The following is a 20,895-nucleotide window of genomic DNA, read 5'->3' on the forward strand; positions in this document are numbered from 1 at the left end:
CGCGCTTTCCAGATTCTCAACAAAAGTAAATATGGCTTGCAACGCTGAAAGGTACTGCGAACCTTGCTTCGCGTGCGATTCCCGGCGATGCGGGTCTCTTTTACCCGTTACTGAATGCATGACGGTAATTGATGCCGAAATCGTGTTTAGAAGTGCATCTCCCGGCTAATAGCCGCGATCTGTCTGGTTATTGACCGGATCGAAACGATGCGAAACAAATTCTTAATCTTTCATTTCATTTCAATGCGTCATGCGATGAAACAATTCGTTACAGCCCTGATATTTTAAGGGCCGTAATTTTCGGGACACGCAATGCGGTTTGGGAAGCAACCTTAGGCATCAGTCCCGGGAGGGCATGTTGAAATTCGCCGTGATGACCACCAGCAGCAGTCTGTTCAATCTGATTTGCCAATGCTTTCGCGACGATACGATCGAATGCTGCCGCTTCCTCGATGACGTCGCGCTATCGCGGGCGATCTATCGGGAGGACTATCACGCCATCCTTGTCGACGCGGCGACGGGAATCGATGCAACGCGGGCGGTATTCGCACGCCGTGCCTGCTATGGCGACCGCCGTGCGCCGTTGATCGTGATTGGCGCATTTGCCGATCGTGACAGCATCGAACGGGCCTTCGAAGTCGGTGCCGACGATGTAGTGCTCTCACCGATCGATCGGGGCGAACTCGAGGTACGCACCTACCAGGCGTTGCGCCGGTTCCAGTCGCCGCCACCGCTGCAATCCGAAGATCGGGCCGAACTCGGTCCCTACCGCCTGGACCGGCGTACCGGCACGGTGCTGGTGGACGAACGCGAAATCCGCCTGACGGTGCGCGAATTCGCGATTGCATGGCTGCTGTTCTCGCGCGCCGGCGAATACGTGAGCCGCCGGCAGATTGCCGGTGCGATCTGGAGCAGCACGGAAGATATCGTGGGCCGCACGCTCGAACAACACATCTACAAATTGCGCAAGAAGCTGGGGCTGAACGGCGCGTCAGGCGTCCAGCTACGCACGATGTATGCGCACGGATATCGCGTCGAGTTGTGCGACGGCAAGGCGGATGCCGACGCCATCATGCCGGGGGTAGCCCACGTCGAGCAGGCCGCCGATGCGATCGCGGCGATCACTGAAGTCGTCGACATCGCTCGCCACGAAGCAAATCGAGAATGCGTTGGACAAACAACGCGTCCCTCCCGAGCGCTCGACGTTCATGCAAAAGACAGCGAAGCCGCTCGCAGCGCGCAACCGTGGGGGCAGTATGCAGCCATGTGGCACAGCGGCACCGCGCACTTCGTGCACCCGGTAGCGGGCTTCACTGCGCGCGGGGTTGAATCGTCGGGCAGCGATTCTTCGTCGGCATTGACGTCGTTCTCGATTCCCGCCGCGCTGCTAGGGAGCAACGCACGGCGCCGCTAAACAACGGCCACGGGACGCACACCATCGCGGAAGCGGTGCATCAAACACACATTGGGGGCAAGCGCAGCGTGCGCCTGCCCCCCGTTTCACAACAGCCCCCGCGATTACAGATCCAACACCCGTGGCGACAACAGGAAGACACGCTCCATATGCGAGCGGGAGTCGTTGTTGTTGCGGAACAGCGCGCCGATGAGTGGAATCTTCGACAAACCCGGCACGCCGGTCACGCCATTCGAGTTGTTATCGACGCTATAACCAGCGATCAACAGACTTTCACCCTGGCCGACAAAGGCCTGTGTATTGATCTGACTGCTGGTGATCACAGGAATGTTGTCGACCTGCTGCCCGGTGAGCTGACCGTCTTCGATATGCACTTCGAGCTTGATACGTGTCTGGCCGTCTTCCTGCACTACCATCGGCAGCACGCGCAGCGAGATGCCGGTCGACACGCTATACAGATCCGCTGACGTATAGCCGGATACTCGCACGAAAAACTTGGTCTTGTTGTCCATCACGGCTTCGACGTTGTCGAGCGTCGCGACCTTCGGCGACGCGTCGATCTTCGCCTTCGAGGTGCTCTGCATCGCATTGACGCGCGCCATCAGATAGCGCCCCGCATCGCCGAGTACGGCGGTAATCGAGGCGCCCACCGGCGTCGCGGAAACCACCGTGGTGCCGTCGGCAAGCGTCGTGGTGCCGAAGTTCGGATTGATCTGGCCGTTCGCGTAACTGTTCTGCTGATACGTTCCGGTGCCGGTCTGGAAGTCGAGATGACTGTTGTGCGCACGCCAGTCCACGCCGATCTGCGCGAGCACATCGTCGTCGATTTCGATAATGTGCGCCTCGATCTCGATCAGCTTGGGTCGCGTATCGAGTTGATCGATCAGCGACGCATACTGGTCGATACGCTGCGGCGTATCCCGGATCAGAACCGAATTGGTGGTCGGATCGGGTTGCATGATCGGCAAGGTCAGATCACCACCGCTAGGCAAGCTCGACTGCGCGGCACCTGGCGCATTCGCGTAGCCGACATTGCCCGTGCTGCCGTAGCCAGACGGCTGCGCGTTGCCGACCAGACCGCCAAGCGCTGAGCCTTGCCCGTCAGCCATGTTGGGCGGCAACGGCGGGTTCGTGACCGGGGCGCCGCCGGTGTCGCCGCCGCCCACGTCGGTCATCGGCGGAACGCGCTGCATATTCGGCTGCACCGAGGTCTGCGATTGCCCGCCGCCGCCCTTCTCCTGCTTCGCGTGATACATGTTCGACAGCACGGTGGCCACACCCGGAACCGTGATCGTGTTGCCGTCGATCTGCACCTTGTGGTCCGCGGCCCATGCGTGCTTCAGCTTGAACACGCGAATCACGGAGCCGCTGCGGCGGCTCGCGTTCTCGTCAAGGCGTCTGGCGATCTCGCTCACCATCTGCACATATTGCGGCGGACCGTTGACGATCGCCGTGCCCGCGCTTTCGTCGTATACGACCGGGAAGCGCGCGTCGTCGACGCTCATCGTATGCAGCGCGGCGCGCAGATCGGAAGCGGACGCGTGATCGAGTTTGATCACCTGATGCGTGACATCGTTGGCGCTGCTGATCGACAGCACGCTGCCGTCATAGAACCAGACAAAGCCGAAAGTCGAAGCAAGCGTGTCGAGAAAGCGCTGTGGCGACATATCGAAGCGGCCCGTCACCGCACCCTGAACATTGCCCGCGATCGACGCGGCCACGCCCTGGCTCGCGGTGAAATCGCGCAGCACGTCTTTCAGATCTTTGCCTTCCACGGCGATGTGCACCGAGGTACCGCGCCATCGCACGGGAGCCGCGCTAGCAGGTTGCAGCGCGCTCAACGTCAGGGACGCCGCGAGCCACGCGGCGCAGAACAGCGTCTTCGATTTCATGGAGTCGACTGTGTAAGGGTGATGGAAAAAACCGCGAATACCGTGACGCGCAGCAGTAGCAACTGCGGCCGCGCTATCGTTCAAGCGTCTCGGACGGCGCTTCATGAAACTGCTTGCGATAACCGTTCACGAGCGTCGAGCGGTTTTGTACGCCCCATTTGCTCGCCGCGCCCAGTACGCCGCGATCGCTCGAATACGACCGGTCGGTGAGTTCCGCGCGAATCCGCTCCATGCGTTGACGGCGGATCAATTCGGTTGGCGACAGTCCGAGAAAATTCTTGAAGGCGCTTTGCAGGGCGCGCTCGGTCACGCCAATTTCCGCAGCCACTTCGCGTACTGAAAGATCGCGCCGGTCGAGGTTGTCGAGCACGTAGCTATATGCGCGGCGGTATTTGGCCGGCAGACGTGCGCCGACGTCGTCGAGTTGCGGCGAGGCTTTCGCGCTGCGCTGCAGGAACGGAGCACGCACCTGCGAGTCTTCGCGCAGGCATTGCATGGCCACGAGCGCATAGCGGCTGTAGAGTTGCAGCGACTCCTGCGCACGGCCTTCGGCCTGACGCGTTTTCGCGCTGCAGTAGAGATATTCCAGCTGGCGGTGGCCGGTGGTGCCGTTGCGGCCGATCTGATGCAGCGGTTCCAGAATCGAGCAGGCCAGATGCGGCGCCGCGCCGGCTAGTGTCGCCAGGGCGATTTCGAGGCGCAGCGTGCGTTGATAGTCGCCGATTCCCTGCTCGCGCGACCACTGCAGATGACGCTGCAGTTCGCCGATCGCGTCTCGATCCGCGCAGGCGGCCAGACGCAATTGCTGCAGATAGTCGATACGCGCGCGCAGCAACGGCGAGCGCACACCGAACACCGCGCGCGCGAGGCTGTCGACGCTCGCGTCGGCGCCCTGGCCAGGCCGTGGTACGCGTTCGCTCGACAAACCCGATTGCCAGTAAACGTGATCGCGCAGCGCCGTCGCGTTACGCACTTCCATTTGCACGGCGAGGTCGAAACGTAGCGTCGCGAGCAGCGCGTGCCAATGACCCGCCGCGTCGTCAAGATCGCGTTCCACCCGTTCGAAAAGATCGTCGATGGCGTCGGCGGCTTCGCTGGTGCGGCCCAGTTCGTAGAGCACGCAAACAATGCCGAAGTGCGCTTCCACGGCGCGCGCCGGCTCGATCTCGGGCTCGTCGGCAACACGCGAGAAGCACGCCAGCGCCGTGCCGAGGCGATGCCGGAAAAATGCCTGCCATGCGGCGTTGCGGCATGACGCGGTACGGATCGCGTGCTTCGACGAACGGATCAGCTTTTGCGAGCGACGATAGTTCTCCTCGGCCTCGACTTCGATGCCGAGCATCAGTTGCAGATCGGCGTGCAGTTGCAGCGCGTGCGGCGCGAATTCGGCGTTGCCGGCTTCGTCGGCCCAACGGCTCGCCAGCTGACTCGCGGCGTTCAGCTTGCCGTCAAGCAACGTATCGAGAAAACGGCCGGACAGTGCCGTGTGGGCACAGGGTGCGGGCGTCGCAAGCGCGGATACCACGGGGAAGTAAAGCATCGAGAACATGGACGACTCCTCTGAGTGCGGGAACGCGTCGCAAGCGGCATGCGCGATGCGTCGAGTGGAGTCAATGTAGCGAGGCACGCCAAACGAAGTTTCAATTAATCTGATATTTGCGGCGCATTTGAGAAGGTTTGAGATTTGCGTCGACGCGGCCGCGCAGCGACGTTCTGGAAGGCATTCTCAACACAAGCTCAAGGCTTGTTCGGCGGACTCGAAGAGTTCGGTGCATTCGGCGCCTTCGTCGTTTCGTTAAGCACGCGAAACTGCGCCTCAAGGCCACGCAACGTCACCTGATCACGCACCTGGTCAACGAAAATGCCGACGAACAGCGCCAGCATCAACACCGTCACCGCGCCTTTGACCGGCTGACTCAGCGTCATCAAATCGAGCTTCGACGCCGACTTCGCAGCAAAGCCAAAGGCGAAGTCGACCAGCAGCAGAATGAACATCATCGGTGCGGCGAGCTTGGCGATGGTTTGCATCAGCGTGTCGGTCTGCGTGAGTACAAACGATTCGAGTATGTTCGACACGTTCGGCCCCGCCGACACGATCGGCCACCAGTGATACGACTCGTATAGCGTACCAAGCAGAAAGGTCATGCCGCCAAGTGCCCAGAACGCAACGGCGGCAATTTGCCCGAGCAGCGTGGCGGTCGGCGTCGATTGCTCCTGGCGCGTGGGATTGGTGATCTGCACGTTGTTGTAGCCGGTCAGATCGTCGATATAGGTGCCCGCGCCCTCCGCGACCCAGAACACGACCGATGCCGCGAAACCGATCACGAGTCCGATCAGCGCCTCGCGCAAGCCGACTTCCAGCAGCATGACGCCGTGCAGCGATTGCATGAAGGCGACGGGCTGTCCGTACGCCACGTAGGAGCTGAACAGCAGCACAATCGCATTGCGTACCACGCCTTGCAGCAAACCGTCCGCGGTCGGCGGGAAGATGAACATCACGATAAACAGGCGCAGCGAGCACACGCCGATCAACGTGATGTAGCCGACCAGCAGCGTGCCGAGTTGCGGCAGCGCGGAAAAAATGTCGTTCATGCGTGCGCCCCGCGCGCCTGAAAACGTCGCGCAAGCGCGGTTTCTTCAGCCTCCTCGTCGCTCGCGTCGCTGGCGGCGTTCTCCTGAACGCGACGGATATCGCGAATCCGTTCGCCGCACAGATCGATGCGGCCTTGATTCAGGGCGATATCGCCTTGCGTCTGCGCGATCGCGGCGCTATTGACCTGCACGGCCGCTTCGGCTTGCGCGAGTTCCGCTTCGAGCAGGCGCAGCCGGTCGTTCACCACGCCGATGTACAAACGGCAGTTGTTCAGATCGTCGAGCGAGAACGGTTCGGTGCCCGTCATCATGCCGTCGATGCGATGCTGGTAGAACTGCAGCACGCCGGCCTCGTGCGCGACCTGGGCCGCCTTCGCGTCGCGCGTGGCTTCGAGTTGCAGTTGTGCATTGCGCTGCGCCGTAAGCGTCACGCGCAAGGTCTCGTCGAGACGTCGGCGCCGCGTGCACGATCGCTCGAGCGCGACGATGCGCCGTTGTTGCATACCCATGGACCCTGACGCCATCAGCCGAGCCCGCTCAGGTCGTACAACAGCGCTTCCGTATCGTTCGGCGCGGCGTAGTCGCCGGTGCGTTGCGACAGAAACGCCTTGATCGCGTCGGCCTTCGCAATGGCTTCGTCGGCGAGCGGATTGGTGCCGGGCTGATATTCGCCGATCTGCAACAGCATCTCCACCTCGCGATGCTTCGCCATCAATTCGCGAATCCGCGCCGCGGCCTGCACGTAACTGTCTGGCACGACCTGCGGCATCACGCGCGACAAACTGCCGAGCACGTCGATCGCGGGGTACTGGTTTTTCGCCGCGATTTCGCGCGACAGGATCATGTGGCCGTCGAGAATGCCTCGCACTTCTTCCGCAATCGGATCGCTGCCGCTATCGTCTTCGGCGAGCACGGTGTAGAGCGCCGTGATCGAGCCGGTCTCGCCCATGCCCGCGCGTTCCAGCAAACGCGGCAATTCGGCGAAGATGGACGGCGGGAAGCCGCGTCTCGCGGGCGGCTCGCCGGCCGCGAGACCGATCTCCCGGCCGGCGCGCGCGAAGCGCGTCAGCGAGTCCATCATCAGCAGCACGCGCTGGCCGCGGTCACGGAAGTACTCGGCAATCGCGGTCGCGACGTAAGCCGCTTTCGCACGCTCCATCGACGAACGGTCCGACGTCGCGCACACCACCACCGAGCGTGCCATGCCTTCTGGTCCGAGAATCAGTTCGACGAACTCGCGCACTTCGCGGCCGCGCTCGCCGATCAGCGCGATCACGTTGACGTCGCACGAAGCTCCGCGTGCGAACATGCCGAGCAAGGTACTTTTACCCACGCCGGCCGGCGCGAAGATGCCCATGCGTTGGCCCTCGGCGAGGGTCATCATCGCGTCGACGGCGCGCACGCCGGTCGGCAATGGCGCCTCGATCATGCGGCGGCTCATCGGGTCGGGTGGCGCCGCGAAAATCGGCCGCAGCGTGTCGGAATGAATCGGCGGACCGCCGTCCACAGGTTCGCCGAGGCTGTCGATCACGCGGCCGAGCAACATGTCACCGACTTTCACGGCGAGCGAGCGACCGAGGCCGATCACCTGGGTCGAACGCGAAATGTTTTCGAGGCGCGAGAACGGCGACAGCAGCGCGACGTCGCGCGTGAAACCGATCACCTCGGCATGCTGAAGCAAGGTGCCGTTCGGCGCGCGCAACTCGCACAGCTCACCGAGCGACAGATCGAGACCGGCCACCTTGATCAGCGTGCCGATCACTTCCAGTACTTTGCCGGTGCGCGCCACGCCCGGCACGGCCAGAATCTCGCGTTCGATCTCGTCGGTCAGCCGGTCGAAATCGACGGTGCGGGTGAGCCATGGGGTGCTCATGCCGCTTCCTCGTCGTTGCGCATGTCGTAGCCATCGGCATCGTTGTCCGCATCGGCCGACGCCGGCTCTTCGCCGTGCGCATCGGCCTCTTCGACCGAGCGTTTCAGCGCGCGCGACACGGCACTGCGCATGGCGCGCAATTGCGTATCGAGGCTCGCGTCGACGGTGCCGAAGTCGGACTCGCAGACGCAACTGCCGGGATCGAGCCGTTTATCCGCGATCACCGAGAGCGGGATCGGCTGGCCGAGATCGCGCCAGCGCGAGGCGAGCCGGTCGAAGGTGGCTTTGGCCTCGGCGTAGTCGTCGGGATGGACGGCGACACGCAGATAGGTCGCACCCTCCACGATCCGGTCGACTGTGGCAAGCGCCCGCTCGAACAGCGCCTCATGACGCTCCACGCGCACGATCTGTTCGACCGCCGACGCAACGATCTGCGCCAGCCGCTCGCGCATGCGGATCTGCAACTGGCTCTGCGCATCGGCGACGTCGGCGAGACGCTGCATCCAGTCGGCGAGCGCGCGATCGCAGCCGTCGCGGTAGCCCTGCTCGCTGGCGGTATCGTATTCGCGCTGCGCCTGTTCGGCGACTTCGGCGGCCTGCGCATGGCCTGCATCGACGATTCGCGCCGCCTCGTCACGCGCGTCGGCTAGCAGTGCGTCGCGTTCGGCGGCGAGCGCGGCATAGGCCGCGTCAATCGAGACCAGCTCGCCGAAGGTCGCGCGGGGAATCACATCCGCAGCCGCGCCGACTCGGGCGAACGAAGCGTTTGCATCGATTTCGCCGAAGGCGGAGCGTGCGTGCTTCAACCAAATAGCCATGCAAACTCCGGTAGCAGATCGGATAGACGCGCGAAGAGCCGGGCAGAGCCGGGCGCATCGAGCTCTTCAGGCACGCACGCGAGCCATGCGGGAGTGGGCAGCACGCGCGGCAATGCAAGCCGCAGCAGCGGAAACGGCACACGCGCGTTTTCGTTCGCGCCGCCCAGATCGCGCAACAGCAGCGCGCAGCCTTCTACCGCCAGCGTCCCGGCATCCAGTGCGGTCAACGGCGGCATCGCGGCGCGTGCGGCCAAACGCGCGATATCGGGCGCATCGGCAAGATGGGCGTCCTGAGTGAGACGGTCGATGCCCACACCCGTCCACTCCGACAGTTGCGATCGCGTGCGTTTGTCGATCAGACGACGCACCTCCGCGCGCCGGAACGACAGTGCACGCATGCGCAGAACCTGTAGGGCGTGACGGACCGGCAGCACGTCGAGTAGCGCGACATTCGGCTGTACGGTGCCCACAGGCGTCGATTTCAGCGCCGCTTGGGTGAGCGAGGCGAACGAAGGCGGCTTGACGCCGGCAGCATCAGCGAGGGCTTGGGAACAGGCCTGGACCGTCGCTGCACCGGTGCGTTCGAGCGCAGCACGCCAATGTTCCAACTGCGCCGCGTTCACGCCGAGCAACGCGGCGCTCCACGACAGATCGGCCCAGTGCGCTGCGGTCGCGAGATTGCAGCGATACGAATCGAGCGCCGCGGCCACCCGCATGAAAGGCAGATCGGTCGGCGCGTTCATCGTAGCCGCGTCGCCGGATCAGTTCGCGGGGCGCAGACGGCGCAAACGCGCCAGCAATCCAGCGAAGCGGCCGCTTGCGGGCTCGCCCGTTCCAGCGCCACCCGCCTCGCCGCCCGGCCGTCCCGCCAGTACGCCACGGCGCGCGAGCACCAGGAGCGCCGTCGCGGCCAGCACGACCACACCGGCCAGCACGCCCATCAGCCACACCGGCATGCTATTGCTCTGGGGAAGTTGCGAGTATTCGACCGGGTCCGCCGCGACTGCGGTCACGCTGACCTGATCGTAGGTGAGCCCTTCCACGCTATGCATGACGAGCGTCTTGATCTGCGGCACCAGCGCGCCGATATCCGAGTCGCGCCGATACTTGATGAAAACCGCCGCCGACGAGGGCTTGATGGTCTGCGCCAATGGGTCGTTGTTCGGCAAAACAATCTGCACGCGCGCGACCAGCACGCCGTCGATCTTCGACAAGGTCGACGACAACTCCTGCGACGTGCCGTAGATGAACCGCACACGCTCTTCGGTCGGTGTCGAAACCAGCCCGTCCTTCTTGAACAAAGCGCCGAGGTCGTCGAACTTGTTGTGCGGCAAACCGCGCGCGCGCAAGACTTCCATCGCGCGAACCATTTGCGCGTCGTCGACGTCGAGCGACCAGGTCTTGCCCGCATCCGACGTATCTTTCGACGCATCCACGCCGCGCTCCAGCAGCGCGACCACCATCTCGTTGACGTCCTGCTCGGACAGGTTGCCGTACAGCTCTTTCTTGCAGCCGCTCAGCATCACGCACAACGCGAGTATGCAGAGTAACGGTGCGGCGCGGCGGCGGATCGGCAGTCGGTCGAACATGGTGGCGGCGTCTCGCATCGTGTGCACAAGGTTCGCGAAGGCGCAGCGCCACATTCAAGGTGGCGTGCGCAGGTGCGTTACTGGTTCTTCATCAGCGTTTCGATCGCCGACTTCGACGAATCCACCACGCCCATCTTCGCTTCCAGATCGAGCTGCGTGCTGGCGAGCTCGAGCGTCATACGGATCGTGCCCGCGCTCATCTCGTTCATCGTCATGTTCGGCGCCTGCTGCGCGAGCTGCAGCGCGTCGTTGACGGTGTGTTGCAGCTCGGCGTCCTGCGAGGCGACCAGCTTCGAGGCAACCGCCGTGCCGTCCTGCTGCGGCGTGGCGGGTGCGCTCATGGGCGACTTCTGCATCAGCGACTGGAACTTGTCGGCCATTTCAGGCGTGGTCTGCGCGGCCGGCGCGGCGCCCGCGCCTTGCGACATCTGCTCGAGCGAGGCTTGCAAGGCGGTCGTGGTGGCATTGACGGTCATGTGCGGCTCCAGAAACGGAAGGAAATCAGGCTCGCAGGAACGACTGGTGCGCGTAATCGGTTGCAACCGGCGCGGCCGTAGCCGGCGCAGGCGCTGCCGCCGCTGGCTGAACAAGCGACTGAGCATCGGGCACGGCGTTTTCAGCGGTTTCCGCGTCGAACTCCGCCAGCGCCTCCAACGATTTCGGCGTGACGAACTGGCCGCCGGCACGCTTCACCTTCATCGCATTGAGCAGGTCCTCGCGGGCTTCGAGCGCGCGCACCAGCGATTGCGTATCGCGCGTTGGATTGTTTTCCATGGCTTCGGTGGCGCTCTGCTTCCAGTCCGGGTCGCCCTTCGCTGACAGGCAGAAAGCGAGCAGCGCCTTGGCGTAGCCGAAGCGCGGCGCGTTCTCGCCGACCTGGCGCAGCACGTGGATGGCGTCGTCCCAGTGGCCGCGCACCATATGCAGGATGCCGTCGAGCGTGTCGATTTCGGCGACGCGCGGACGCAGCACGCGCAGCGCATCGAGCACGAGTTCGATGTCGTACGGATCGGCGGAGACCTTCGGGAAGTTGCTGAGCAGCGCGGTCGAAACGGTTTCGATCAGACCGCCGACGACATCGGGGCTGCAATTCATGTATTCCGGCGTGCTGACGGTCATGGCGATGGGCTCCTGACAGAAGCGTTGAGGTCGACCGTGCCGTTCGCAGCCGGTCGGGAAGGATGACGCAAACATAGCAACCGGCGCGCGGCAGCAAACCGTTGGATGCGAAGTGAGCGCATGGGATGCGAAGCCGGGTGTCCGCTTCGTAATGCGCGCGCCCGCTTCGCCTCGCCCGGCACGGGGACCAGGCGCGAGCGCTATCGTCAGGCGGGATATGCGGCCCCTGTTTCACGCCCGATTCGTGAACGCGCCGCGTGCTCCGCCCGCCCACGCCCCTCCTCCCATCGCGACCGAGCCGACATGAGCGACGAAAAGACCGAAGAGCCAACCCAGAAAAAGCTGCGGGACGCGCGCAAGGACGGTCAGGTGTCCCGCAGCAGCGATTTGACCGATTCGATCTCGATGTCGGCGGTGGTGTTGTTGCTGATGGCGGGCGCCAGCCACTTCAGCGACGCGATGCGCGAGGCGGTGCTGATCGCCACGGGCTTCGTCAACGGCGACCATTCGCTGACCAATATGCAGACGCAGTTCTACAAAATCGGCGGCCTTGCGCTGTCGGCGATCGTGCCGTGCGTGTGCATCGCGGCGCTCGCCGCGATTGCCGGCTCGATCGGCCAGGTCGGCATGCAGATCGCCACCAAGCCGATCACGCCCGATCCAAAGGCCGTCAGCCCGATGGCGGGCCTCAAGCGCATTTTCTCGGTTCGCACGCTGATCGAGTGCGCGAAGATGATCGTCAAGGCGGCGATCGTGTTCTGCGTGATGTGGCAGACCATCAAGTGGCTGTTTCCGCTGATCGTCGGCTCGCTGTATCAGCCGCTGCCGGAACTCGTGCGCATGTTCTGGGACCTGCTGCTGAAGCTCTTCATGGTGGCTGCGGCGGTGTTCGTGCTGGTCGGCGCCGCGGACGTCAAGCTGCAAAGCTTCATGTTCCTCAAGAAGATGAAGATGTCGAAGGACGAGGTCAAACGCGAGCACAAGAATCAGGAAGGCGATCCGCGCATCAAGGGCGAACGGCGACGCCTCGCGCGCGAAATGCTGAACGCGCCGCCGCAATCGAAAGTCGGCATGGCGAACATGATGGTGGTCAATCCGACCCACTATTCGGTCGCGGTGCGCTATGCGCCGGACGAACACCCGCTGCCGCGCGTGATCGCCAAAGGCATGGACGAGAGCGCCGCCGAGCTGCGGCGTGCGGCCCGCGACGCGGGCGTGCCGATCATCGGCAATCCGCCGGTTGCGCGTGCGCTGTACAAGGTCGGCGTCGATCAGCCGATTCCCGAAGAGTTGTTCGAGACGGTCGCGGCGATTCTGCGCTGGGTCGATGCAATCGGCGTGCGGCGCGTGGAGGGCGATCTGGCCGCCGGCGCCGGCACACACGTCGACATGCACGCCGATAGTGCAGCCATGCATCCCTCCGGTCCGCCGCCCGCCCTCCACTGACGAGACCCACCATGCTGAAGACGTTGAAACTTCCTGCCAGTGGTGAAATCGGCATCGTCGCGCTGATCGTCGCGATCATTTCGCTGATGATCCTGCCGTTGCCGCCGACACTGATCGACATTCTGCTCGGCGTGAACATCACGATCAGCGTGACCTTGCTGATGGTGACGATGTATGTGCCCGACGTGGTGTCGCTGTCCGCGTTCCCGTCGCTGCTGCTGTTCACCACGCTATACCGGCTCTCGCTGAACATCGCGTCGACCAAGTCGATTCTGTTGCATGCGGAGGCCGGCCATATCATCGAGAGCTTCGGCGAACTGGTGGTGGGCGGCAATCTGGTGGTCGGGCTGGTGGTGTTCGTCATCATCACCACCGTGCAGTTCATCGTGATCGCAAAGGGTTCGGAACGGGTCGCCGAAGTCGGCGCGCGCTTCACACTCGACGCGCTGCCGGGCAAGCAGATGAGTATCGATGCCGACCTGCGCGCCAATCTGCTGACCGCCGAGGAAGCGCGCCGCAAACGCGCGACGCTTGCCGTCGAAAGCCAGTTGCACGGCGGCATGGACGGTGCGATGAAGTTCGTCAAAGGCGATGCGATTGCGGGGTTGATCATCACGATGATCAACATCGTCGCGGGTATCGCGGTGGGTGTCGCGTATCACAACATGAGCGCGGGCGAAGCGGCGAACCGCTTTTCGATTCTGTCGGTCGGCGATGCGATGGTGTCGCAGATTCCGTCACTGTTGTTGTCGGTGGCGGCCGGCGTGATGATCACGCGCGTCGCGGATGAACGGCAAGCCAAGCCCGGCTCGCTCGGCGATGAGATCGGTCGCCAGCTCGGTTCCAGTTCGCGCGCGCTGTATTTCGCGGCCGTGTTGCTGCTTGGCTTCGCTGCGGTACCAGGCTTTCCGGCCGCGCTCTTCCTGCTGCTCGCCGGCACGCTCGCATTCACCGCATGGCGTCTGAACGCAAAAAAGCCCCAGCAGCAAAACCACGAACGCGAATCGCTGCATGCCATGCAACGCTCGGGTTCAAAGACCGACGTGCCCGCGATTCTGGCGCGCGCACCGCAGTTCACCTGCCCGCTCGGCGTTCGCATTGCGCCTGACCTCGTCGCCCGGCTAACCATGCCCGCGCTCGACAAGTCGTTCGAAACCGAACGCGCGCGCTTGCAGGAAGAACTCGGCTTGCCGTTTCCGGGTATCACGATGTGGACCTATGCCGCGCTGCCTTCATCCACTTGCCAGATCCTCGTGCACGATGTGCCGCAACTGACGATCGAACTGCCGGCTGGCAAAGTGATGTTGCCCGAAGCCAGCCGTCTCGCGCATTCGGCCGCACCCGTCACGCTGACGAACGAAGAAAGCCAGGCAATGGACGCGCTCATCGCGCAATGCGAGGCCGGTCCGCCAATCGACACCAGCGGCGCGCCGACGCGCTGGCTCGAAGAGCGCGCGGTGCCGCCGAAAACACCGGTATGGCGCGCGGAACAGGCCATCGCGCATGCGTCTGTGGCGCTGATGCGGCGGCACGCACCGCTCTTTCTCGGCATCCAGGAAGTGCAATGGATTCTCGATCAGCTAGGGAGCGACTATCCGGGCCTCGTTGCCGAAGTGCAGAAGGTGCTGCCGCCGCAACGGATCGCCGACGTGCTGCGCCGCCTGCTCGAAGAGCAGATTTCGATCCGCAATGTCCGCACGATCATGGAAAGTCTGATCGCGTGGGGACCGAAAGAAAAAGACATGCTGATGCTCACCGAGTACGTGCGCGGCGACCTCTCGCGCTTTCTCGCGCATCGGGCCGCGAGCGGCGAGCGGACTTTGTCGGCGGTGCTGTTCGACATGCCGGTCGAGCAACATATCCGTCAATCGATCAAGCAGACGCCGACCGGCAACTTCCTTGCCTTGCCGCCCGATGAAGCCACGTTGCTGATCGACAAGATCCAGTCCTTCGTCGGCGCTGTGCCGCGCGAAGGGGTGGCGCTGGTGACGTCGATGGATATTCGCCGTTACGTGCGGCGCATGATCGAGGCACGGCTCGGCTGGCTCGCGGTGTATTCGTATCAGGAACTCGGCGAGCACGTCGAATTGCGGCCGCTCGGCCGTGTGTCGATCTGAGGCGGTGGCGATGACGCATATCGTTTCGCGCCACGTGCGCGTCATTCCCGGCGAAGCGGACAGCGAAACGGCCGATGAAATCGACGCGCGTACAGGCTCGCGCGGATCAGGTGGACGCGGTTTCGATTACGCGTCGCTGCTCGGACGGCGTCGTGCGTTGCACCGGCTCAATAGCAATGCGAATACCGATGCGCATGCAGGCTCGCAAGGCGGCAGCGAAGCGGATGCCGCCGAAGACGCCGCGGATGCAACTGCTCCGCCCTCACCGCGCCCGTTTGCACGCAGCGGCGGCGATGCGGGTTCGGACGCGTCCGCGAACACCGCGTCCGGCGCTGACACGAACCCTTCTGCAAGCGCGGATAGCACACCCTCGCCCGAGCGTCTTGCAATCGGCGCGCGCGTCGCCGATGCCGCGGCGCCGGTCGTGACCGCCGTCTATCGGCAACAGCAACGCTTCGTGCAACTGCTCGGCTCGCTCGCGCGTGAGATCGGCGCGTTCTGCGGCGATCCTTCGATTGCCGAAGCCGGCAACTGGGAAGTGCAGTTGCCGCTCGATCAGAAACTGCTGCCGCAGACCACGCTGTATCTGACGCTTTCGCGTTTCAGTCTGCAGCTTCGGTTCGACACGCCGGATACGGCGACGAGGCAACTACTCTTGGAACACAGCGCACTGCTCGAGCGAGAACTCGATACCTTGCTGCGCGCGTGGGGTGAAGCCCGCGAAATCGAACTCACTGTGTGGTGACGGATTCCCTGCGCATGACCTATCCGCTCGACGAGCCGACAACCGAAGACGAAGCCGCGACCGATCCGCACGCCGCGCGCGAGCAGACTTCGGGCGTGGGGCGCATGGCGGGCGATACGGCACGCGAGCGTGCAGCCGCGGTGGAATCGACGCAGCGGCAGCACGGTGCGGCTGCAATGCAGATCGCAACGATAGTGAAGCCAGCACACGATGCGGTTGTCATCGAAACACCGGTTGCGCCGATCACGCCGCTGCGTCTACCAGCCATCGGCCGCGCCGCTGCTCGCGTGACGCGCACGGTCTGCGATACGCGGGTCACCGGTCATCTGCATGCGACGCTCGGCGTCACCGAATGGCATGCGTCCTTGGCCGATGCGCATAGCTTTGATGCGGCTTACGCGGACCCGGGCGTCATCGAACTAACGATCGCTTCGGCGGATGGCATATCGACCGTCGCCGTGCGCGTTGCTCTCGATCTGCACGCCTATCCGGCGCTCTCGATCACCGCGTGGCCGGACGGCGACGCGCTCACAGCAAAGCCACCCGCCGACGTCGCGTTACGCCACGCCGTCGCGGGTGTCGTGCTGGAACCGCTGTTCGAGCGATTGATCCACGCTGGTTTCAAAGGCCCACGTGTCGTCGCTGTTCGCCGCGGGCGGCTGAACGAGGCTATGACAACCCGGAAGCCGACAGGCGAGGCTAACGCCGACCTACCTGTCGTCGCGCTCTCGTTCGTGCTCGATGAACGCCGCTATCAGGCCGCGCTCAGCGCCGATCCCGCGTGCTACGACCTGCTTGACCGGTTGTTACGTGCCGAAGCCGCGCCTGCTTCGGTTTCATCACATGGAGCCGCAGCCGCCGCGTCAACCGCTTCGTCCGCTTCCTCCGATCGCACACCAGAAACCGCCTTCGACCTCACCGTCCCCGGCAGCCTGATCCTCGGCGTCAAGCGCTTACCCGTCGACACACTGCACGCGCTGGAACCCGGCGACGTGCTGCTGCGCGCCGCCTTCCCTTCGCTCGATGCAACGCTGCTCGATGCCTCGAGCGTCCCCTCTTCGCCCCACGCGCGGCCACGTGCCATCGCCGCGTGGGGAACCCCCGGGCTCACCCGCGTGTGCGCCACTGTGGAACTCGACGGGCAGTCGCTCGTCATCGTCAAGGAGCCGAACATGTCAGAAGAGCTGGACCCGGCGAGCGCCGACGCCGGGCTCGCCATCGACGACCCCGCCGATCCGATCCGGATCGGCGAACTCGAGCTGCCGGTGCAGTTCGAGATCGACACGGTGGCATTACCGCTCGCCCAGTTGTCGGCGCTCGGCCCCGGTTACGTGCTCGAACTGCCCGTACCCGTAGCAGACGCTCAATTGCGGCTCGTCGCGCACGGACAGACCATCGGCTATGGCGAGCTGGTGACGGTCGGCGAGCATCTCGGCATCCGCATCATTCGCATGGCGCACAGGCATGGTCCAATTCAGTGATATCACCGGGCTGCTGCTGGTCGTCGTCGCGATCAGCCTGCTGCCCTTCGTTGCCATGGTCGTCACGTCTTACGCGAAAATCGTCGTGGTGCTGGGCCTCTTGCGCAATGCGCTCGGCGTGCAGCAGGTGCCGCCGAACATGGTGCTCAACGGCATCGCGATTCTGGTGTCCATCTACGTGATGGCGCCGATCGGCATGCTCGCCGCGAAATCGCTCGAAGGCCAGCAGCTCGCGGCGCAGCCTTCTCAGGCGTTGATTCAGGCGTTCGGCGCGGCGCGCGAGCCGTTCCGCGCGTTCCTCGTCAAACACACGAACGAGCGCGAAAAACGCTTCTTCCTGCGCTCGGCTTCCGTGGTGTGGCCGAAGGAAGAAGCCTCGCAGATCAAGGAGGACGATCTGATCGTGCTGGCGCCCGCCTTCACGCTGACTGAAATGACCGACGCATTCAAGATCGGCTTTCTGCTGTACATCGCGTTTATCGTGATCGATCTGATCATCGCGAACGTGCTGCTCGCGATGGGCCTGAACCAGGTCACGCCGACCAACGTCGCGATTCCGTTCAAGCTGTTGCTGTTCGTCGTGATGGACGGCTGGTCGACGCTGATCCACGGTCTCGTGATGTCCTACAAATAGCGCGCGTAGTCAGGACGACCCGCCAGGAAAACCCACATGGAAATCGATTCGCTGATTCGCTTCACCACCGAGGGCATGCTGCTGTGCCTGACCGTTTCGCTGCCGGCAGTGATCGTCGCGGCGGTGGTCGGCCTCGGCGTGTCGTTCCTGCAGGCGATCACGTCAATGCAGGATCAAACGCTGTCGCACGCGGTCAAGCTGATCGCGGTGACGGTGGTGATCGTGGTCGCCGCGCCGCTCTCGTGCGCGGCGATTCTGCACTTCGCCAACGAAATGATGCAGGCGGCCGTGCCGCTGTAATGCGGCGCACGCCGGCTGCTCAACCGCCCAGATCCGCGAGGCGATCGACATGAGCCGCATCTCTCATCAAGGCAGCGATACGGCGGCGGCCCAGGCGCAACACGTCGCCCAGTCGCAGCAGAAAGCCGCCAATGCGCAAGGTGCTCGCAACGGCGCGCAATTCGCCGCGCTGTATCGGGGCACCACCAATTTCACATATGGCAACGACGCGCAGCGTGGTCCGTCGGTGAGTTCGGTCCGCGCGAAGCGAATGGCCGATCAGTTGGCACGCAAACGTCGCGCCGCGAAGAAGCAGCGCAGTAATGCCGGGGGGCTCGACGACGACGGCCCGGACGACGCCGAAGCGCATCATGCCGAGGGCCATAAGGTCAACCGCGACGGCGGCGGACGTGGCGGCGGTGGCCATTCGCAAGGCGATCATAGCGACGAGCATGACTCAGGCGCGCCGCCGGCGATCAAGGCGCGCGGCGATCGCAGCGCCGTGCCGCCTCCGCCGCCGGGCCGGCTCGACGCGATCGCCGCGCAGTATGCACAGCCGGGCCAGGAAGGCGCGCGCGCTGCAGCGGTACGCGACGCATGGCGCACTGACATGCTGAACTTGCGCGACCAGTTAGCCGCCAATCCGCAAATACCGCTCGACGCGCGCGTGTTCGAACAGGCGATCGATCTGCTTGGCGTGCAGCAGAGAATCGGCAGCATCGCCGCGTCGCAGCCAGGTGCGGGATCCGGTGTGGCCGCGTTGCGTGAGCGTACGGGTGGGTCGACCGCCCAAGGGGTGACGCGGCTGCCGCCCCCGGAGCGGGTGCAGCGTTTCAATCTGCTGTTTCCATTGCTTTGGCTGCATGCCGATAAACCGTCCAATGCGGCGCAGCTCACCCGGTCGATCGACACGTTGTGCGTGATGCGCAGTGGCACGCTCGGACGGTCAGCGGCTTCGGGCTCTTCCGCGGCGCCCGAGACCTCGGGCGCGTTGGGTACATCCGGCGCAGCCGGGTCTGCCCCTGAAAGAAGCGCCCATGCGGCCGCACCCGGCTCTCCGGCCCCCCATCCAACCCCGCCGGCGCCCCCGCCTGGCCCGCGCCGGGCCTTTCCTGGCGGAGGCCGCTAGGCGGTTTGCCGCGCGGCTTCGCATCCCATGCGGCGCCTTCGCATCCGCTCCGGGACATGCCACAACGGGCGGCTACATTAGGGTCGATCGGGCCGGTCGCGCCGTGCACTGCGCGCGCCCCGGCGCTCTTCCCACCCACCCTGTGCGAGCACGATGAAACTGCTGCGGATACTGACGGGCGTTCACGCGGGAGCGCAGTTGCAGCTCACGCCGGGCACGCATCGCGTCGGCGCCGACGACGATGCCGACATCCGCCTCACCGACTGGCGGGGTGCGGATGCGCTGCTGCACGTCGACGCGAGCGGCGTGGTCAGTGCGCAGCGCGTCGCGGCTGCGGCCGTGCAGACAGTGGACGCGGCAAACGGCCAGCCCGCGCAGCCCGCCGTCGCAGAAGAAGTGGTGTTGCTGGTGGACTTCGTGCCAATGCAATTCGACGACATGATCCTGTGCGTCGGCGCGGACGACGCCGTGTGGCCGTCCGACCTCGATCTGCTGTCGATGCTCCTGACGCGCCCCGCGGAAGCGCGTTTCGCAGCCGAACGCAAGAAACGCCGCCGCTATGTGGGTGCCGTGGTGGCGTGCTTCGCGCTCGGCATCGTGATCGTCGCCGGTTCGCTGCTGACGACCACGCAGATGAGCCGCGCCGCCCTGCCGCGCAATGCCGACGACCGCGCGCAGCGCGTCAGCGAGGCGTTGGCCGCGGCCCATGTGAGCGGTTTGCAGGCGCACGCGGTCGGCAACACCGTGGTGGTGACCGGCATGGTCACGAGTCCCGCCGACGACGACGCCGTGCGCAATCTGCTCGCGCGGATTTCGACGACCGGCATCTCGCGCAATTACGACGTCGCACAGAACGACGCGCGCAGCATCGAAGATTCGCTCGGCGTTGCCGGCGCTCATGTGCGCTATCTCGGCGACGGCAACTTCGCCGTGACCGGCGCCGTCAGCAGCCGCGCGGATCTCGACGCCGCGCTGGCGCGCGTGCGCGCCGATCTGGATCCGAACGTGAAAAACGTGGTCGTGGAAGCCGCGGAAAACACCAGCATCGCCGCAGCCAACCCGGCCGCGGCGTCGTATTCCGAAATGATTTCCTCCGACGACGTCCGCTACGCGCAAACGCCAGACGGCGTCAAACATATCTACGCGGTCGATCCGCCGGCGTCGGACAGCGATGCGGCAGCCGCCGCGAATGCAGCTTCGGGGGCAGGAGGCGCAAGCAGCGTAGCGGTTGCCAACACGAACGCCGCCGCTCAATCCGGCGGCGCCGCGACAGCGAATGCAAACGCCACGGCGAAAGGCAACGCCAACGCCAACCCCAACGCCGCCCATGCAGCGAACACGGCAAATCCATCGAACCCGGCGAACGCCTCGATCGTCGACAACGACACCGTCACCCGCAGCGCAACCAGCGTCGTGCCGCTGCCCAACCCCGCCACCCTGCCGACCGCGCAGCCGCGCGGTCCGTCCAGCTGACCCATTACCGGCACACCGCCCCGTTCAATCAGGAGATCGACATGTACGAGCAGCTCGAAGCCCACGCCAGCGAATTCAACGATTTGCAGAAGACGCTCGCCGATCCGGCCGGCGCGCCGAAAGTGGACGCGATCCGTCAGGCGCTCGACGCCGCCGCGGAGCGGATCAGCGAAACGCAGGGCGCAACCGACCTCGACCGCAACAATCTGGCAAAGCTGTATCGCGGCTTTCTCGCTGCGTCGCGCGTGATCGCGCGGCTGCAGGAAAAACAGGCCGGCGCGCACGCCTGATACG

General features: G+C 64.5%; 20 protein-coding genes. 10 read left to right on the forward strand and 10 right to left on the reverse strand.

The window, feature by feature from the left end; translation table 11 throughout:
- Window positions 1-355: 355 nt before the first annotated feature.
- On the forward strand, window positions 356-1,414 hold the full coding sequence (locus tag PQQ86_RS34770; protein WP_408277636.1) for a response regulator transcription factor: 1,059 nt from the start codon (window positions 356-358) through the stop codon (window positions 1,412-1,414).
- 104 nt (window positions 1,415-1,518) lie between these two features.
- Here PQQ86_RS34770 and sctC read toward each other — a convergent pair whose 3' ends face one another.
- The 10 genes from sctC to PQQ86_RS34820 all read right to left on the reverse strand — a co-directional run bounded on the left by sctC (window position 1,519) and on the right by PQQ86_RS34820 (window position 11,297).
- On the reverse strand, window positions 1,519-3,306 hold the full coding sequence (sctC, locus tag PQQ86_RS34775) for a type III secretion system outer membrane ring subunit SctC (RefSeq protein WP_408277639.1): 1,788 nt from the start codon (window positions 3,304-3,306) through the stop codon (window positions 1,519-1,521).
- A 73-nt stretch (window positions 3,307-3,379) separates the two neighbouring features.
- Window positions 3,380-4,855 carry a helix-turn-helix transcriptional regulator gene (locus tag PQQ86_RS34780; RefSeq protein ID WP_408277642.1) on the reverse strand — a complete coding sequence of 492 codons (1,476 nt, stop codon included), beginning with the start codon at window positions 4,853-4,855 and terminating at the stop codon, window positions 3,380-3,382.
- Window positions 4,856-5,043: 188 nt separating this feature from the next.
- Entirely contained in the window at window positions 5,044-5,898 is an 855-nt protein-coding gene (gene sctT, locus PQQ86_RS34785) for a type III secretion system export apparatus subunit SctT (RefSeq protein ID WP_408277644.1), read from the reverse strand.
- Complete coding sequence (locus tag PQQ86_RS34790; protein ID WP_408277647.1) at window positions 5,895-6,407, reverse strand: type III secretion protein HrpB7; 513 nt, start codon at window positions 6,405-6,407, stop codon at window positions 5,895-5,897. The genes sctT and PQQ86_RS34790 overlap by 4 nt, the downstream gene beginning before the upstream one ends.
- 14 nt (window positions 6,408-6,421) lie before the next feature.
- The gene (gene sctN, locus PQQ86_RS34795) at window positions 6,422-7,771 is read right to left on the reverse strand and encodes a type III secretion system ATPase SctN (RefSeq protein ID WP_408198753.1); all 1,350 of its coding nucleotides are present in this window, start codon (window positions 7,769-7,771) and stop codon (window positions 6,422-6,424) included.
- Window positions 7,768-8,589, reverse strand: coding sequence for a type III secretion system stator protein SctL (gene sctL / locus PQQ86_RS34800; protein WP_408277650.1), 822 nt, complete (start codon window positions 8,587-8,589; stop codon window positions 7,768-7,770). The genes sctN and sctL overlap by 4 nt, the downstream gene beginning before the upstream one ends.
- Window positions 8,574-9,332, reverse strand: a complete 759-nt coding sequence (locus PQQ86_RS34805) for a type III secretion protein HrpB4 (protein WP_408277652.1) — start codon at window positions 9,330-9,332, stop codon at window positions 8,574-8,576. Before PQQ86_RS34805 ends, sctL begins: the two co-directional genes overlap by 16 nt.
- 18 nt (window positions 9,333-9,350) lie before the next feature.
- Window positions 9,351-10,178 (reverse strand): type III secretion system inner membrane ring lipoprotein SctJ, encoded by an 828-nt coding sequence (sctJ, locus tag PQQ86_RS34810; protein ID WP_408277656.1) that lies wholly within the window; start codon window positions 10,176-10,178, stop codon window positions 9,351-9,353.
- 77 nt (window positions 10,179-10,255) lie between these two features.
- Window positions 10,256-10,654, reverse strand: coding sequence for a type III secretion protein HrpB2 (locus PQQ86_RS34815; protein WP_408277659.1), 399 nt, complete (start codon window positions 10,652-10,654; stop codon window positions 10,256-10,258).
- Window positions 10,655-10,679: 25 nt separating this feature from the next.
- Entirely contained in the window at window positions 10,680-11,297 is a 618-nt protein-coding gene (locus PQQ86_RS34820; RefSeq protein ID WP_408277661.1) for an HrpB1 family type III secretion system apparatus protein, read from the reverse strand.
- Window positions 11,298-11,600: 303 nt separating this feature from the next.
- Between PQQ86_RS34820 and sctU the strand changes: the two genes are divergently transcribed.
- The 9 genes from sctU (at window position 11,601) to PQQ86_RS34865 (ending at window position 20,891) form a co-directional block, all read left to right on the forward strand.
- Entirely contained in the window at window positions 11,601-12,743 is a 1,143-nt protein-coding gene (gene sctU / locus PQQ86_RS34825) for a type III secretion system export apparatus subunit SctU (protein WP_408277664.1), read from the forward strand.
- Window positions 12,744-12,829: 86 nt separating this feature from the next.
- Window positions 12,830-14,860 (forward strand): type III secretion system export apparatus subunit SctV, encoded by a 2,031-nt coding sequence (gene sctV, locus PQQ86_RS34830; protein ID WP_408279432.1) that lies wholly within the window; start codon window positions 12,830-12,832, stop codon window positions 14,858-14,860.
- A gap of 10 nt (window positions 14,861-14,870) precedes the next feature.
- Window positions 14,871-15,605, forward strand: a complete 735-nt coding sequence (gene sctP / locus PQQ86_RS34835) for a type III secretion system protein SctP (protein WP_408277667.1) — start codon at window positions 14,871-14,873, stop codon at window positions 15,603-15,605.
- Window positions 15,606-15,619: 14 nt separating this feature from the next.
- Window positions 15,620-17,086 (forward strand): type III secretion system cytoplasmic ring protein SctQ, encoded by a 1,467-nt coding sequence (gene sctQ / locus PQQ86_RS34840; protein ID WP_408277670.1) that lies wholly within the window; start codon window positions 15,620-15,622, stop codon window positions 17,084-17,086.
- Window positions 17,070-17,720, forward strand: coding sequence for a type III secretion system export apparatus subunit SctR (gene sctR / locus PQQ86_RS34845; RefSeq protein WP_093641338.1), 651 nt, complete (start codon window positions 17,070-17,072; stop codon window positions 17,718-17,720). Before sctQ ends, sctR begins: the two co-directional genes overlap by 17 nt.
- Before the next feature lie 36 nt (window positions 17,721-17,756).
- Window positions 17,757-18,020, forward strand: a complete 264-nt coding sequence (gene sctS, locus PQQ86_RS34850; RefSeq protein WP_035546645.1) for a type III secretion system export apparatus subunit SctS — start codon at window positions 17,757-17,759, stop codon at window positions 18,018-18,020.
- A gap of 49 nt (window positions 18,021-18,069) precedes the next feature.
- Window positions 18,070-19,128, forward strand: coding sequence for a hypothetical protein (locus tag PQQ86_RS34855; protein ID WP_408277674.1), 1,059 nt, complete (start codon window positions 18,070-18,072; stop codon window positions 19,126-19,128).
- A 153-nt stretch (window positions 19,129-19,281) separates the two neighbouring features.
- Window positions 19,282-20,601 carry a type III secretion protein gene (locus PQQ86_RS34860; RefSeq protein WP_408277676.1) on the forward strand — a complete coding sequence of 440 codons (1,320 nt, stop codon included), beginning with the start codon at window positions 19,282-19,284 and terminating at the stop codon, window positions 20,599-20,601.
- Window positions 20,602-20,642: 41 nt separating this feature from the next.
- A complete protein-coding gene (locus tag PQQ86_RS34865) occupies window positions 20,643-20,891 on the forward strand; it encodes a type III secretion protein (protein WP_408277678.1) in 249 nt (82 codons plus the stop codon).
- Window positions 20,892-20,895: the final 4 nt, after the last annotated feature.

The organism is Paraburkholderia sediminicola, from assembly GCF_046026675.1.
Classification (GTDB): domain Bacteria; phylum Pseudomonadota; class Gammaproteobacteria; order Burkholderiales; family Burkholderiaceae; genus Paraburkholderia; species Paraburkholderia sediminicola_F.

What these genes read in the sequence shown, in the direction of transcription:
- PQQ86_RS34770 (WP_408277636.1), top strand. Translation starts at nt 356, where the DNA reads ATGTTGAAATTCGCCGTGATGACCACCAGCAGCAGTCTGTTCAATCTG.
- sctC (WP_408277639.1), bottom strand. Translation starts at nt 3,306, where the DNA reads ATGAAATCGAAGACGCTGTTCTGCGCCGCGTGGCTCGCGGCGTCCCTG.
- PQQ86_RS34780 (WP_408277642.1), bottom strand. Translation starts at nt 4,855, where the DNA reads ATGTTCTCGATGCTTTACTTCCCCGTGGTATCCGCGCTTGCGACGCCC.
- sctT (WP_408277644.1), bottom strand. Translation starts at nt 5,898, where the DNA reads ATGAACGACATTTTTTCCGCGCTGCCGCAACTCGGCACGCTGCTGGTC.
- PQQ86_RS34790 (WP_408277647.1), bottom strand. Translation starts at nt 6,407, where the DNA reads ATGGGTATGCAACAACGGCGCATCGTCGCGCTCGAGCGATCGTGCACG.
- sctN (WP_408198753.1), bottom strand. Translation starts at nt 7,771, where the DNA reads ATGAGCACCCCATGGCTCACCCGCACCGTCGATTTCGACCGGCTGACC.
- sctL (WP_408277650.1), bottom strand. Translation starts at nt 8,589, where the DNA reads ATGGCTATTTGGTTGAAGCACGCACGCTCCGCCTTCGGCGAAATCGAT.
- PQQ86_RS34805 (WP_408277652.1), bottom strand. Translation starts at nt 9,332, where the DNA reads ATGAACGCGCCGACCGATCTGCCTTTCATGCGGGTGGCCGCGGCGCTC.
- sctJ (WP_408277656.1), bottom strand. Translation starts at nt 10,178, where the DNA reads ATGTTCGACCGACTGCCGATCCGCCGCCGCGCCGCACCGTTACTCTGC.
- PQQ86_RS34815 (WP_408277659.1), bottom strand. Translation starts at nt 10,654, where the DNA reads ATGACCGTCAATGCCACCACGACCGCCTTGCAAGCCTCGCTCGAGCAG.
- PQQ86_RS34820 (WP_408277661.1), bottom strand. Translation starts at nt 11,297, where the DNA reads ATGACCGTCAGCACGCCGGAATACATGAATTGCAGCCCCGATGTCGTC.
- sctU (WP_408277664.1), top strand. Translation starts at nt 11,601, where the DNA reads ATGAGCGACGAAAAGACCGAAGAGCCAACCCAGAAAAAGCTGCGGGAC.
- sctV (WP_408279432.1), top strand. Translation starts at nt 12,830, where the DNA reads ATGATCCTGCCGTTGCCGCCGACACTGATCGACATTCTGCTCGGCGTG.
- sctP (WP_408277667.1), top strand. Translation starts at nt 14,871, where the DNA reads ATGACGCATATCGTTTCGCGCCACGTGCGCGTCATTCCCGGCGAAGCG.
- sctQ (WP_408277670.1), top strand. Translation starts at nt 15,620, where the DNA reads ATGACCTATCCGCTCGACGAGCCGACAACCGAAGACGAAGCCGCGACC.
- sctR (WP_093641338.1), top strand. Translation starts at nt 17,070, where the DNA reads ATGGTCCAATTCAGTGATATCACCGGGCTGCTGCTGGTCGTCGTCGCG.
- sctS (WP_035546645.1), top strand. Translation starts at nt 17,757, where the DNA reads ATGGAAATCGATTCGCTGATTCGCTTCACCACCGAGGGCATGCTGCTG.
- PQQ86_RS34855 (WP_408277674.1), top strand. Translation starts at nt 18,070, where the DNA reads ATGAGCCGCATCTCTCATCAAGGCAGCGATACGGCGGCGGCCCAGGCG.
- PQQ86_RS34860 (WP_408277676.1), top strand. Translation starts at nt 19,282, where the DNA reads ATGAAACTGCTGCGGATACTGACGGGCGTTCACGCGGGAGCGCAGTTG.
- PQQ86_RS34865 (WP_408277678.1), top strand. Translation starts at nt 20,643, where the DNA reads ATGTACGAGCAGCTCGAAGCCCACGCCAGCGAATTCAACGATTTGCAG.